Origin of the sequence: Ferrovibrio sp., from assembly GCF_002796975.1 — a bacterium.
Lineage (GTDB): Bacteria > Pseudomonadota > Alphaproteobacteria > Ferrovibrionales > Ferrovibrionaceae > Ferrovibrio.
The window spans coordinates 224,206-236,745 of sequence record NZ_PEKV01000004.1 but is presented as its reverse complement, the minus strand read 5'-3'; the positions used below and the strand labels follow the sequence as shown (position 1 = coordinate 236,745).

Annotated in this window: 14 protein-coding genes; 8 read left to right on the top strand and 6 right to left on the bottom strand. The window is 65.1% G+C overall.

From position 1 onward, the window contains the following. Window positions 1-57 precede the first annotated feature (57 nt). Window positions 58-1,008, bottom strand: coding sequence for an ABC transporter substrate-binding protein (locus tag CTR53_RS03810; RefSeq protein ID WP_290809471.1), 951 nt, complete (start codon window positions 1,006-1,008; stop codon window positions 58-60). Between the two features lie 187 nt (window positions 1,009-1,195). On the opposite strand from CTR53_RS03810, the gene hutH reads away from it, so the two are divergent. Continuing rightward, on the top strand, window positions 1,196-2,722 hold the full coding sequence (gene hutH, locus CTR53_RS03805; RefSeq protein ID WP_290809470.1) for a histidine ammonia-lyase: 1,527 nt from the start codon (window positions 1,196-1,198) through the stop codon (window positions 2,720-2,722). Between the two features lie 348 nt (window positions 2,723-3,070). Then, complete coding sequence (locus CTR53_RS03800) at window positions 3,071-3,340, top strand: HU family DNA-binding protein (RefSeq protein WP_290809469.1); 270 nt, start codon at window positions 3,071-3,073, stop codon at window positions 3,338-3,340. A 134-nt stretch (window positions 3,341-3,474) separates the two neighbouring features. Here the strand turns inward: CTR53_RS03800 and CTR53_RS03795 are convergent, their stop codons facing one another. The 3 genes from CTR53_RS03795 to CTR53_RS03785 form a co-directional block, all read right to left on the bottom strand. After that, entirely contained in the window at window positions 3,475-4,332 is an 858-nt protein-coding gene (locus CTR53_RS03795) for a dienelactone hydrolase family protein (RefSeq protein WP_290809468.1), read from the bottom strand. Between the two features lie 83 nt (window positions 4,333-4,415). Next, window positions 4,416-4,583, bottom strand: a complete 168-nt coding sequence (locus tag CTR53_RS03790; protein WP_290809467.1) for a hypothetical protein — start codon at window positions 4,581-4,583, stop codon at window positions 4,416-4,418. Between the two features lie 19 nt (window positions 4,584-4,602). Further along, window positions 4,603-5,259 (bottom strand): hypothetical protein, encoded by a 657-nt coding sequence (locus CTR53_RS03785; protein WP_290809466.1) that lies wholly within the window; start codon window positions 5,257-5,259, stop codon window positions 4,603-4,605. 239 nt (window positions 5,260-5,498) lie between these two features. Here CTR53_RS03785 and CTR53_RS03780 point away from each other — a divergent pair, with 239 nt between their 5' ends. From CTR53_RS03780 to der, 3 genes are read left to right on the top strand one after another with little or no spacing between them, the layout of a single operon-like run. Next, window positions 5,499-6,149, top strand: a complete 651-nt coding sequence (locus CTR53_RS03780; RefSeq protein WP_290809465.1) for a tetratricopeptide repeat protein — start codon at window positions 5,499-5,501, stop codon at window positions 6,147-6,149. A gap of 22 nt (window positions 6,150-6,171) precedes the next feature. Next, entirely contained in the window at window positions 6,172-7,530 is a 1,359-nt protein-coding gene (locus tag CTR53_RS03775) for a PQQ-binding-like beta-propeller repeat protein (protein ID WP_290809464.1), read from the top strand. 23 nt (window positions 7,531-7,553) lie between these two features. Beyond that, window positions 7,554-8,969 carry a ribosome biogenesis GTPase Der gene (der, locus tag CTR53_RS03770; protein ID WP_290809463.1) on the top strand — a complete coding sequence of 472 codons (1,416 nt, stop codon included), beginning with the start codon at window positions 7,554-7,556 and terminating at the stop codon, window positions 8,967-8,969. Here the strand turns inward: der and CTR53_RS03765 are convergent. Continuing rightward, complete coding sequence (locus tag CTR53_RS03765; protein WP_290809462.1) at window positions 8,966-10,234, bottom strand: MgtC/SapB family protein; 1,269 nt, start codon at window positions 10,232-10,234, stop codon at window positions 8,966-8,968. The genes der and CTR53_RS03765 overlap by 4 nt on opposite strands. A gap of 83 nt (window positions 10,235-10,317) precedes the next feature. Here CTR53_RS03765 and CTR53_RS03760 point away from each other — a divergent pair, with 83 nt between their 5' ends. From CTR53_RS03760 to CTR53_RS03750, 3 genes are all read left to right on the top strand, one after another. Further along, window positions 10,318-10,680, top strand: coding sequence for a carboxymuconolactone decarboxylase family protein (locus CTR53_RS03760; protein WP_290809697.1), 363 nt, complete (start codon window positions 10,318-10,320; stop codon window positions 10,678-10,680). Between the two features lie 85 nt (window positions 10,681-10,765). Then, window positions 10,766-11,128, top strand: a complete 363-nt coding sequence (locus CTR53_RS03755; protein WP_290809461.1) for a DUF1304 domain-containing protein — start codon at window positions 10,766-10,768, stop codon at window positions 11,126-11,128. Between the two features lie 217 nt (window positions 11,129-11,345). Next, window positions 11,346-12,113: a sulfite exporter TauE/SafE family protein gene (locus CTR53_RS03750; protein ID WP_290809460.1), complete on the top strand. Its 768-nt coding sequence runs from the start codon at window positions 11,346-11,348 to the stop codon at window positions 12,111-12,113. On the opposite strand, the gene CTR53_RS03745 is transcribed toward CTR53_RS03750, so the two are convergent. Next, window positions 12,107-12,457, bottom strand: a complete 351-nt coding sequence (locus CTR53_RS03745; RefSeq protein WP_290809459.1) for an antibiotic biosynthesis monooxygenase — start codon at window positions 12,455-12,457, stop codon at window positions 12,107-12,109. The genes CTR53_RS03750 and CTR53_RS03745 overlap by 7 nt on opposite strands. Window positions 12,458-12,540: the final 83 nt, after the last annotated feature.

The following is a 12,540-nucleotide window of genomic DNA, read 5'->3' as shown; positions in this document are numbered from 1 at the left end:
AGGGCGGTGCGCCGCCCCGGGGAAACAGGCTTAAGCGGATCGAACACTAAAGCAGGCTCACTTGATAAAGCTGTCGTCGACCAGAGCCTTGAGGTCCGGGATCTTCTTGATCACGCCGGATTCAAGCTGGATGTCGGCGGCTTCCTTCATGAAGGCCTGCAGATCGCCCTTGAAATAGGCCTGGTTGGCGGCCTTGTCCTGCCAGGCGATGAACGAGGCCGACTTGGCGAAATCCGGGCCGGTCTGCTTCACCTTGGCACCCATGATCTCGTAGGACTTGTCGGGCTGGGTCTTGATCATCGCCAGCGCGTCGAAATAGCCGTCAACCACACCCTGCACGGTCTTGCGGTTCTTCTTGATGAAGTCGGGCTGGAAAGCAACCATGTCGACCACCACCGGATATTCGATCGTGGTGTGCAGGATCTTGCCCTTGTCCGGCGCATTGCGGATCGACGACAGATACGGCTCATAGGTCGAGGCGGCATCATACTGGCCGGCCACGAAAGCCTGTGCGGCCGGATTCGGTGCCAGTGTGGCCATCTGCACGTCCTTCGGGCCCATGCCGTTCCGATGCAGCATTACCATCAGCACGAAATACGGCGTGGTGCCGGCGCCATCGACGGCGATGGTCTTGCCCTTCAGTTCCTTGATGCTGTTGATGTTGTTGCGCACGGCCACGCCGTCGCCGCCCTTCGACTTGTCGAGCAGCAGCACCTGGGTCAGCGGAATGCCGGCCGAAGTCCAGGCCACATAGGTGTCGACCGTGGTGGCAACCGCCTGCGTCGCGCCGGCGGCCACCGTCAGGTGACGGTCCTTCTGCGGGATGAACTTGATCTCGACATCCACGCCGTGCTTCTTGAACAGGCCGGCTTCGGCAGCCAGCGTCAGCGGCGCAAAGCCGGTCCAGCCGCTCATGCCCAGCACGACCTTCGGCATATTCTGCGCCATGGCAGGTGCCGCGAAAAGGGCGGCTGCCGCAGCAACGCCCGCAATCCAAGTCTTCGTCATATCCTAAAACCCCCGCTCTAGGTCTGAGCGAACAGCCGTCATGGCCATTCGCAGCTGCACAATCTAAGACCCTGCCGCGAAAGCCGGCAAGTCAAATATGCATGTATAGACAAGTGAAGTTCGCCGCCGTACCGTGCTAGGATCGAACTGCCCAGAAAACAGGCCCATAGACGACAGGAGTGCATCCATGTCCTGCCGATTGCTGCCCGGGAAACTGTCGCTGTCAGAGATCGCCGCGCTGTATCGCGGCGGCCGGATGACTGTGACCCTGGAACCGGCGGCAGTACGCCCGGCTGTGGATAAATCCGCCGCGCTGGTGGCAGCCGCGGCTGCCGGCGATGCGCCGGTCTACGGCATCAATACCGGTTTCGGCAAACTCGCCAAGGTGCGCATTCCGCCCGATCAGGTGGCGGAACTGCAGCGCCGGCTGGTGCTCAGTCATGCGGTCGGCACCGGGCCGCTGCTGCCCGATGCCGTGGTGCGCCTGATCCTGCTGCTCAAGATCAACAGCCTCGCGCAGGGCTTCTCCGGCGTGCAGTGGACCACCATTGCCGCGCTGCAGGCATTGCTGAATGCCGATGTGCTGCCCTGCATTCCAGCGCAAGGGTCGGTCGGCGCTTCGGGCGATCTGGCGCCGCTGGCACATCTGGTGCTGCCGCTGCTCGGCGAGGGCAGTGTGCGCATCGGCGGCGTGGAGATGTGCGCCCTCGACGGCCTGAAGCAGGCCGGCCTTGCGCCGCTCACGCTCGGCGCCAAGGAAGGCCTGGCCCTGCTCAACGGCACACAGGTTTCCACCGCGCTCGCGCTGGCCGGATTGTTTGCCACGGAAGACGTGATCGCGGCAGCGCTGGTTTGCGGTGCGCTCAGCACCGATGCCGCCGCCGGCAGCGACACGCCCTTCGATCCCCGCATCCATGCCGCGCGCGGTCAGCCCGGCCAGATCGCGGTGGCCGATCTGCTGCTGCATCTGCTGGAAGGTTCGGCGATCCGCGCCTCGCACCGCCAGGGCGACGAACGCGTGCAGGATCCGTATTGCCTGCGCTGCCAGCCGCAGGTGATGGGCGCGGTGCTGGATATGCTGCGCAATGTGGCCGTTACGCTGGGGATCGAATCCAACGGTGTTTCCGATAATCCGCTGGTGTTCGACGACGGTGCGATTCTGTCGGGCGGCAACTTCCATGCCGAACCGGTGGCCTTTGCCGCCGACATGATCGCGATCGCGTTGGCCGAGACCGGCAATATCTCGGAGCGCCGCATCTCGCTGCTGGTCGATCCGGTGCTCAGTGGGCTGCCTGCTTTCCTCGCCCCAGATCCTGGCATCAATTCCGGTTTCATGATCGCGCAGGTGACGGCGGCGGCGCTGGCCTCCGAGAATAAGCAGCGTGCCCATCCGGCCAGCATCGATACGATCCCGACTTCGGCCAATCAGGAGGATCATGTCTCGATGGCGGCGCATGCCGGCTATCGCCTGCTGGCCATGGCCGAGAATGCCGCCGGCATCGTTGCGGTCGAATGGCTTTGTGCCGCGCAGGGCGTGGATCTGCGCGCGCCGCTGGTGACCTCCGACAAACTGCTGGCGGCGCAGGCGCTGCTGCGGGCTCAGGTGTCGTTCATGGCGCAGGATCGCTATCTCGCGCCCGATCTGGCTGCAGCCAAGGCTTTGGTGCGGTCGGGCGAGTTGCGCCGCCTGCTGCCCGCTGCGCTGCTGTACTGAGCGTTACTTCGGCAGGTCTTTCGACGTCGCGCGGCAGAAGGCCAGTGTCACGCCGAACAGGATGAAGGCGCCGATTACGGCGACCAGGAACAGGGCTTGTGCGAGCGGCATGGGAGACTCCGTGTTTGTCGCCGGATACTCCCTGAAGTCTAAATCGCTCTCTGTCGCGCAACCTTGATCTCGATCAATCGTTCCGACTCGCTGAAGCTCTGATTCGCCGCGCAAATCAAGCCTGTTCTGCCGCCGTTGCGGCTTGTTTGCCGGCGGGGATATGAGTAACTGCTTTCACCCGCTGCGGATCGTCCGATTCTGTATGGCGGGTACGATCCGCAGAAACTGGAGGGGAATATGAACAAGGCTGATCTGATCGAAATCGTGCGCGAAACCACCGGCGCCACCAAGGCTGCGTCGGGCGAGGCGGTCGATGCGGTGTTCGAGGCGATGGCGAAAGCGCTGAAGAAGGAAGGCAGCTTCACCATCGTCGGCTTCGGCACCTTCAAGGTTTCCAAACGCGCCGCGCGCAAGGGCCGCAATCCGCAGACCGGCGAAGCGATCAAGATCGCAGCCAGCAAGTCGGTACGCTTCAAGGCGTCGACCGCACTGAAGGGCCGGCTGTAAGACTTCGCGCAGACGCGCAAAGCATAAGGCCCGCCTTCCGGCGGGCCTTTTCTTTATCTTCTCGTCATCCCCGCGAAAGCGGGGATCCAGTCCACCCACTGGGTTCCCGCCTTCGCGGGAACGACGAAGAATATTTACCCCATATGCAGCTTGAAGAAGGCCACGGCTTTGCCGAAGCCGTCTTCCGCCTGCTCCTTGCGATAGCTCGGGCGGTAGTCGGCATGGAAGGCATGCGGCGTGTCGGGATAGACGTAGAAGGTGTTGAACTTCTTGTTGGCGTCCAGCGCCGCCTTCATCTGTTCCACGGTGGCGACCGGAATGCCCTGGTCGGCGCCGCCGTAAAGACCCAGCACCGGCGCTTTCAGATCCTTCACCAGATCGATCGGATGCTTCGGCGTCAGTTCGGTCGAATTGCCGACCAGTCGGCCATACCAGGCCACGCCGGCCTTCACCTTCGGATTATGCGCTGCATAGAGCCAGGTGATGCGGCCGCCCCAGCAGAAACCGGTGATGCCCAACTTGTTCGGGTTGCCGCCGTTCCTGGCGGCCCAGGCGGCGGTGGCGTCCAGATCGGCCATCACCTGCTTGTCCGGTACCTTGCCGGCAACGGCGACGGCGCCCTGCATGTCGGTCACCTTGCTCATGTCGGCCTGGCGTGCATAGAGGTCGCCGGCGATCGCCTGGAAACCCTGCTTGGCGAAGCGGCGGCAGGTATCCTTGATGTATTCGTGCACGCCGAAGATTTCCTGCACCACCAGGATGGTGGGGAAGGGACCGGCGCCCGAAGGCTGGGCGCGATAGGCCTTCATCGTGCCGCCCGGCACCGGGATGTCGACCTCGCCCGCGGTCAGCCCGGTGGTGTCGGTCTTGATGGCGGTCTGGGCCATCACCGGACCGGCAGCGACGGTAAAGCCGGTGATCAGGCTGGTGGCCATGAAGCCGCGGCGGGAGAAGTCCACCTTCGGCATGAGACTGAGCAGATCGGCATTCATCGGGTTTTCTCCGGTTGCAGGATGCCGCAGGATAGCGGCAGCACTGCACCAGACCCTGATAAAAATTGCGTGAGAAAGCGCGGCTAGTTCAGCAGGCGCCAGAGCAGGGCGATGCCGGCGAAGATCGCCAGCCAGATCGCGGCAAAGGCCAGTATCCGTGTGTTTTTCCACGGTAACCGAAGCGCAGCCGGCAGAATCAGCAAGGCTGCCATCAGGATGGCGGCCAGCTGTAACCAATCCGAACCAGTCATGGGGGAAAGCGGGTGGCGATTACTTCGCCGACGAAACCTTCGCCCCGCTCGGGCGCTGGCACTGGCGATAGAGCCGCTCGGCTTCCGGCTCCTTGAACGACAGGAAGCGTATCTCCAGGCCGCTGACCACCTTGTAGGAGGGATTCTCCTGTGCGCCCGGGCCGGCATATTTCGCCGGCGTAACATGCACCACCGACATCACGCGGTCGGAGCTGATGCGCATCTCGGTGCGGCGACCATCGGCGAAGTTCTCGGTCGCGCAGACACGGCCAAGCTGGCTATCGAAGGTTTTCACCCGGTCGTAATGCGGATCGAGATTGAATTCAGGCACCGCGTTGTTACTGGCAGCCAGCAGCGCCGGGCGGTACTTGTGGAATTCCGCCGTGGCCAGCACGACGCTGCCATAGGGGAAGAAGAGTTCCAGGTTGTCGAGCCGGGCGTGGTCGCCCATGCGGCCGTCCACCACCGGCATCTCGATGATGCGCGTGGCCGACATGCGGGCGACGTCGTCGTTCAGCCGGATCATGCCGCTGCTGCCGCCGCGCTCCTTGGCGCGTTCGATCTCGAAGGGAATCAGGGCAGTCGGCTTGGCGCCCTTCTTCGATTGGGCGGAAGCGACTCCGGCAGCACTGGCGCAGATCACAACCGTGATCGCCGCAATCCAAAATCGACGCATCGAACTTCCCCCTCAGCGACGCCTTATGGCGAAACGGGCCGCAGCCCTCGGTGGCGAATGCGGGCAGAGATTAGGCGATTTCGTCAGACTTGCCAAGAGTCTAAGTATTATCAAATGGTTACCTTAAAAATTGGGAGTCTTCCGGGCTTTGCTATCGCCGGGCGATCCGGGTAATGTGCGCGCTGTTTTCGGTTCGCCTGCGAACCGGATGTGGCGATTCGTGTCTGCGGAGTAGGGGCTTGGCCAATTTTATCGAGGAAGTCGACGAGGAAGTCCGCCGCGACAAGGCGGAAAAGTTCTGGAAACGCTGGAGCCCCGTCATCTTCGGCCTGGTGTTTGTGATCCTGGCCGGTGTCGCCGGGTATGAATTGTGGAAGGGCTGGCAGGCCGAGAAGATCGCCGCCGCCGGCGCCCGCTTCAGCAGCGCGCTTACCATGGCCCAGTCCGGCAAGCCGGCCGATGCCGCCACCGCCTTTGCCGATCTTTCCAAGGGCGGTGCCGACGGTTACGCGCAGCTCGCGCGGTTCCAGCAGGCCGCCAACCTGGTCGAAGCCAAGGACATCGCCGGCGCGGTCGCCGTTTACGACGCTATTGCCGCCGACAGCAGCAATGCGCCGCGCTTCCGCGACCTCGCCCGTTATCTCGCCGTCTTCCATGGCCTCGGCACGCTGGCGCCCGACCAGGTGAAGCAGCGCCTGGCCGGCATCACCAGCGACAGCCCCTGGTCCTACAATGCGCGCGAACTGAATGCCGTGGCCGAACTCAAGGCCGGCAATACCGAAGAGGCGCGCCGCCAGCTCACCGCGCTGGCCGACGATCCGCTGGTGCCGACCGGCCTGCGTGGCCGCGCCACCGAGTTGCTGGCCGCGCTCGGCGGTCCGGTCCAGTAAAACGACGCATCGGGGCAGCTCAATGATCGGCCAGGTGACCATACGGACCAAGCAGCGTCTCGCCATCCTCGCGGTCGTGGCGCTCGGCCTTGCGGGCTGCGAGACCATCGGCAGCTGGTTCGACAACGAACAGAAGATCGAGGCGACCGGTGAACGCATCTCGGTGCTGGCGTTCGACAGTCAGCTCGATCCCGATCCGCAGCTGGCCGAAACGCCGGTGGCTTTGCCCAAGCCGTGGCGCAATCCCGACTGGCCGCAGGCCGGCGGCTATCCTGGCCATGCGATGCAGCATCTTGAACTCGGCGACAAGCTGCGCACCGCCTGGACTGCCGATCTTGGCGAAGAGGCCGATGAAGAACAGAAGATCCTGGCCCAGCCGGTGATCGCCGGCGGCCGCGTCTTTGCCATGGATGCCGCCGCCCATATCAGCGCCTTCGATGCCAAAACCGGCAAGCGGCTGTGGCGCGTCGACCTCACGCCGCGCCGCGAGGAAAGCGGCGCCACCGGCGGCGGGCTGGCCTGGCATGCCGACAGGCTGTTCGTCGCCACCGGCTACGGCGATGTCGTGGCGCTCGAGCCGTCCACCGGCCGCGCCTACTGGGCGACGCAGCTGAAGCAGCCGATCCGCGGCGCGCCGACTGCCGATGCCGGCCGCGTCTTCGTCATCACCCAGGACAACCAGATCCATGCGCTCGACATCGAGCGCGGCGCCGAACTGTGGACCCATGCCGGCATCGCCGAACCGGCCGGTTTCCTCGGCGCCGCCAATCCGGCGGTCGAGGGCAACACCGTGGTGGCGCCGTATTCGTCGGGCGAAATCCTCGCGCTGCGCGCCGATACCGGCACCGTCGCCTGGGGCGAGCAGCTGGTGCGCGCCAGCGGCCGTTTCAGCCAGGCCGGCGCGCTGAACGACATCAACGGCCGCCCGGTGATCGACCGCGGCCGCGTCTACGCCGTCAGTCAGTCGGGCCGCTTCGTGGCGCTCGATCTGCGCACCGGCGAACGCATCTGGGAGCGCGTGATCCCCAGCATCCAGACGCCCTGGATCGCCGGCGATTTCATCTATGCCATCACCATCGATTCCGAAATCCTCTGCCTGTCGCGCCGCGACGGCAAGGTGAAGTGGATCCGCCAGCTGCGCCGCTATCTCGATCCCAAGGCACGCACCAACAAGGGCGTGATCACCTGGTGGGGCCCGGTGCTGGCCGGCGACCGCCTGCTGGTTGCCTCCAGCGACGAACGCATGCTGGCCATCTCGCCCTATACCGGCGATCTGATCGGCGCGATGGAGCTTTCCGACAAGGCTGCGCTGCAGCCGGTCGTGGCTGACGGCACTGTTTATATCGTGACGGAAGATGCGCAACTGACAGCATTACGCTGATCGGGCGCCGCTGAAAGAAGATCATGTCTGCTAAAGTAGCCATCGTCGGCCGGCCCAACGTCGGCAAGTCGACGCTGTTCAATCGTCTGGTCGGCAAGCGGCTCGCCATTGTCGACGACACGCCGGGCGTGACGCGCGACCGGCGCGAAGGCGCCGCCATGCTGGGCGATCTGGAATTCACCGCCGTCGACACCGCCGGCCTGGAAGACTCCGACGTCGAGAGCATGACCGGCCGCATGCGCCTGCAGACCGAAGCAGCGGTGCAGGAAGCCGATGCGGTGCTGTTCGTGATCGACGGCCGCGCCGGCGTCACGCCGCTCGACTCCCACTTCGCCAACTGGCTGCGCAAGCAGAAGACGCCGGTGATCCTGGTGGCCAACAAATGCGAGGGCGGCGCCGGCAAGAGCGGCGTGGGCGAGGCTTATGCGCTGGGACTGGGCGATCCGCTGCCCGTCTCTGCCGAACATGGCGAGGGCATGTACGATCTGGCCGTGGCGCTGATCGAGCATATCGGCGGCCGCAGCGGCGGTGCTCTCGGCGACGACGGCGACGAACTCGATCTCGTCGAGGTCGATATCGATCTCGATCCCGAGAATGAAACGCCGCTGATCGACGATCCGAGCAAGCCGATCCAGCTTGCCATCGTCGGCCGGCCGAACGCGGGCAAGTCGACCCTGGTGAATGCACTGATCGGCAGTGACCGGCTGCTGACCGGACCGGAGCCGGGCCTGACGCGCGACGCCATCGCGATTCAGTGGGAATACGACGGCCGCAAGGTGAAGCTGGTCGATACCGCCGGCATGCGGCGCAAGGCGCGCGTCGAGCAGAAGCTGGAAAAGCTGTCGGTGGCTGACTCCCTGCGCACCATTCGTCTGGCGCAGGTTGTCGTGCTGGTGCTGGATGGCGCACTGGGCTTCGACAAGCAGGATCTCACCATCGCCGACCACGTCCTGCAGGAAGGCCGTTCGCTGGTCATCGCCATCAACAAATGGGATGCGGTAGAAGATCGCGCGCTGGCGCTGAAGGAGATCGAGGACCGGCTGGAGCGTTCGCTGCCGCAGGCGCGCGGCGTTCCTGTCGTCACGCTGTCGGCGCTGACCGGCCGGCATCTCGACCGCCTGCTGCCCGCCGTGATGCAGCAGTACCATCGCTGGAACACCCGCATCCCGACCTCGCGGCTCAATCGCTGGCTGAGCGAGATGACCCAGCGCAATGCGCCGCCGCTGGCCGGCGGGCGCAGCGTGAATATCCGGTATGCCACGCAAGTGAAGGCACGGCCGCCGACGGTGGCGCTGTTTGCCCCGCGCGCCGAATACATCCCGGAATCCTATCTGCGCTACCTGATCAACGGGTTGCGCGAGCATTTCAACCTGCAGGGCGTGCCGGTGCGCATGCATCTGCGCAAGGGCAAGAATCCCTTCGTCGACAAAGACGATTAAACCAGCAGCAATCCGCACCACGCCGCCACGGCCACCAGCACCAGACCCGGAATGACGCGCAGCGCATAACCGGCGCCGCCGCCGATCCAGGCGAAGACCGCCTTGCTGATCGAATTGGTGCTGAAGGCGGCGAGGATCGGCAGCGCCGCCGCCTGCGGTTCGATCTGCAGTGACGCCACCGAAATGGCCGGTGCATGCGTGTCGGCGAAGCCGGCGAGCATGGCCGCCACCAGCACGCCGGCATCGCCATAGACATGCTGCAGCGCCGCCGAGGCAAACAGCATGATCGCCAGGATACCGGCGAAAACCAGCGCGCCGCTCAGCCGGAAGGCGCGGCCGGGCGGTTTCCCGCTCTCATGCGCCTCGCGCAGCGCGGCGATGGTGAAGATCGCGCCATAGGCCAGTGCGGCGATGCCGGCCAGCGCGAGCGGGATCGCGAGTTGACGCAGCACTGGCAGGCTGGTGGCGGCCAGCACCAGCGCCATCTGCCCCACGGTCGCCACCGTGGACAGCACGGCGCCGGCGACGGCGGCGCTGCGGTCGCGCTCGGCCTTGCGCGCGCGCTGGCCCATCGCGCCGATGGTGGCGGTGCTGGAGATGAAGCCGCCGGCGAAACCTGCCAGCACCATGCCGTATTTCGCGCCGAACAGGCGGATGGCGATATAGCCGATGGCGCCGATCGCCATCACCAGGATCACCACGATCCAGAGTTTCGCCGGGTTGAAGGCGGCGAAAGGCCCCATCGCCTGGTTGGGCAGCAATGGCAGGATCACCAGCGTCGATGCCGCAAAGATCAGCGCATCGCGCAATTCGCCGGTGGTCAGCACATGGCGCACGAAGGCATGCATCGGCCTGCGCGCTGCGAGCAATACCGCAGTGGTGACGCCGACACCGGCCGCCAGCGCCGGATGCTCAAGGCAGAGCCCGCCCAGCAGCACCGTCAGCACCAGCGCGATCTCGGAGGTGAGGCCGTAAGTCCGGTCGGCATCGCGCGCTTCCGCTGCCGCGTCGGTTTCACCGGCGGCGGGCGGCGCGGCCATCTGGCGGTAATAGGCCACAGCGCAGAACAGCGCGGTGATACCCACCACCATTGCCAGAAGCAGATCGCCGCCGATGGTCTGGCCGGTGGCGCCGGCGAGCGCGGCCAGGGTGAAGGTGCGGATGCCGGCGGGCGAGCGCGCGCCCTTGCGGCGTTCGCGTTCGGCCCCGATCAGCAGGCCGATGCCCAGCGCCGTGACGAAATGGATGACCTCCGGGTCGATCATGCAGCTTTCCCTGCGGAATGGTTGACAGTGCAACGGCGCCGGCCGAGCGTTCGTTCTAACATCACACCGGGGAGAAGGCCATGATGCTCGACTGGAACGACTACCGCCGCCAGCTCAAAACCACGATGGGCGACCTGGGCAAGCTCAGCCCCGGCACGATGGACGGCTATCGCACCATCGCCACCGCCTATAAGGACAGCGGCCATCTCGATGCGAAAACGCGCGAACTGATGTCGATTGCGGTCGGCGTGGCCCTGCGCTGCGACGGTTGCATCACCGTGCATACCGACGCGGCGATCCGCCATGGCGCGACGAAGGACGAGATCGCCGAGGCCTGCAACGTGGCGATCTCGATCAGCGCCGGTGCGGCGCTGGTCTATTCCGCTCGCGCGCTCGACGCGGTGGCGCAGCATCCGACGGTGCAGGCGGCGAAGGCCGGAGAGTAAGTAAGACCCTCGACCCGCAATGGGCGCCCGCGAAGCGGGAGGGTGAGGGTGGTGAGAAAGAAGAAACGAGAGAAGGGGGCATCGCATGAGTCTGATCGCGACTATCGCCGTTGCGCTGGTGGCAGTTCTGCATGTCTGGATCCTGGTGCTGGAGATGTTTCTCTGGACGCAGCCGGCCGGATTGAAAGCTTTCCGCCAGACACCCGAGAAAGCGCGCGACACGGCAGTGCTTGCTGCCAACCAGGGGCTCTATAACGGTTTCCTTACGGCAGGACTGATCTTCGGCCTGCTGTATCCGGCAGAACCCGCCGCGCTGCATATCAAGAGCTTCTTCCTGGTCTGCGTGGCGGTGGCCGGCGTGTATGGCGCAGCGACGGCGGCGAAGAAGATTCTCTATATCCAGACCGTACCGGCCGCGATTGCGCTGGCGCTGCTGTGGCTTAGCTAACATCGTCGTCCCCGCGAAAGCGGGGACCCAGAACAACGGCTCGACTGGGTCCCCGCTTTCGCGGGGACGACGAGTTCTAATATACGTCACCCTCGGGCTTGACCCGAGGGTCCCATTTTCTCAGCCAAATACTTCGGCCACCGCCGAAGCATTCGCCGCCCACCGCCTGCCATACTCCGGCCTGTACAGAATCAAAAAACACCGGAGTTTCCCCGATATGTCTTTCCCCGTCGCCTTGCCGTTCGAGCCCGTGCTGCTGCTTTGGGTCGGCGCAGTCTTCCTGTTGGCCGGCACAGTGAAGGGCACCATCGGGCTTGGCCTGCCCAGCATCTCGCTCGGGCTGCTGGCGGCCACGATGGATATCAAACTGGCGATGATCCTGCTGCTGGCGCCGAATGTGGTCACCAACCTGTGGCAGGCCTTCACCGGCGGCCATTTCAGGATGCTGCTGAAACGGCTCTGGCTGTTTCTGCTCTGCGCCGCCGTGGCGATCTGGCTCGGCAGCGCGGCGCTCGATCTGGTCGATGCGAAGGCGCTCGGCGCGCTGCTCGGGCTTCTGCTGGCGGTCTATGCACTGCTCGGCCTGCTGCGGCCGCCGCTCAGCCTGTCGCCGCGCCACGAAATCTGGGCCGGGCCTCTCGTGGGCGGACTCAACGGCGTGCTCACCGGCCTGACCGGCAGCTTCGTGGTGCCCGGCGTACCCTATCTGCAGGCGCTCGGGTTCACGCGCGACCAGCTGGTGCAGGCGATGGGCATGCTGTTCATGGCCTCGACGCTCGGCCTCGGTGTCAGCCTCGGCGGACGCAGCATGCTGAGCGTCGACCTGCTTGTGCTCTCGGGCATCTGCGTGCTGCCGGCTTTGCTGGGCATGAGCCTCGGCCGCCGGCTGCGCGACCGCCTGTCGGAAACCGGCTTCAAGAAAGTGTTCTACGGATCGCTGCTGCTGCTTGGCGGCTATATCGTGGCGCGGTGGATCGTTCAGTAATAGCGCGAGATCGCCGGCCGTACCGGTGCAGCCGGGCGCGCGTCGGCCGCATCATGGCTGCGCTCGCGCAGCACCTGGCAGACCTGGATACGGAACCAGGAGAAAAACTCGGCATGCCCGGCCTTCTTTGCCAAGGCGTGCTGGCGGTCGCGCGACCAGAGCCGCACGGCATCCTCTGACTCGTATTCCACCAGCGTGACGCGCTCGCCATCGGGGGCGGTATAGGCCTTGTGCGAGACATAGCCGGGCACGGCCATGGCCAGCGGGCCAATCTGTTGCGCCATGGTGGCGTAGGCGTCGGTGGCTTCGGGCCGCAGGCGGCTGCGGAAGGCGACAAGGATCATGGCGGGGCTCGTTTCTTGTTGGGATGTCGATGCCTGGGGAGGCGATGCGCGCCATCTTGCATCCCGCCATATATCCCGTAAAA

Coding starts and splice junctions, on each gene's coding strand:
- CTR53_RS03790 (WP_290809467.1), bottom strand. CDS start 4,583: ATGACTGGTTCGGATTGGTTACAGCTGGCCGCCATCCTGATGGCAGCC.
- CTR53_RS03755 (WP_290809461.1), top strand. CDS start 10,766: ATGAGTCTGATCGCGACTATCGCCGTTGCGCTGGTGGCAGTTCTGCAT.
- CTR53_RS03810 (WP_290809471.1), bottom strand. CDS start 1,008: ATGACGAAGACTTGGATTGCGGGCGTTGCTGCGGCAGCCGCCCTTTTC.
- der (WP_290809463.1), top strand. CDS start 7,554: ATGTCTGCTAAAGTAGCCATCGTCGGCCGGCCCAACGTCGGCAAGTCG.
- CTR53_RS03800 (WP_290809469.1), top strand. CDS start 3,071: ATGAACAAGGCTGATCTGATCGAAATCGTGCGCGAAACCACCGGCGCC.
- CTR53_RS03795 (WP_290809468.1), bottom strand. CDS start 4,332: ATGAATGCCGATCTGCTCAGTCTCATGCCGAAGGTGGACTTCTCCCGC.
- CTR53_RS03765 (WP_290809462.1), bottom strand. CDS start 10,234: ATGATCGACCCGGAGGTCATCCATTTCGTCACGGCGCTGGGCATCGGC.
- hutH (WP_290809470.1), top strand. CDS start 1,196: ATGTCCTGCCGATTGCTGCCCGGGAAACTGTCGCTGTCAGAGATCGCC.
- CTR53_RS03760 (WP_290809697.1), top strand. CDS start 10,318: ATGCTCGACTGGAACGACTACCGCCGCCAGCTCAAAACCACGATGGGC.
- CTR53_RS03785 (WP_290809466.1), bottom strand. CDS start 5,259: ATGCGTCGATTTTGGATTGCGGCGATCACGGTTGTGATCTGCGCCAGT.
- CTR53_RS03745 (WP_290809459.1), bottom strand. CDS start 12,457: ATGATCCTTGTCGCCTTCCGCAGCCGCCTGCGGCCCGAAGCCACCGAC.
- CTR53_RS03750 (WP_290809460.1), top strand. CDS start 11,346: ATGTCTTTCCCCGTCGCCTTGCCGTTCGAGCCCGTGCTGCTGCTTTGG.
- CTR53_RS03775 (WP_290809464.1), top strand. CDS start 6,172: ATGATCGGCCAGGTGACCATACGGACCAAGCAGCGTCTCGCCATCCTC.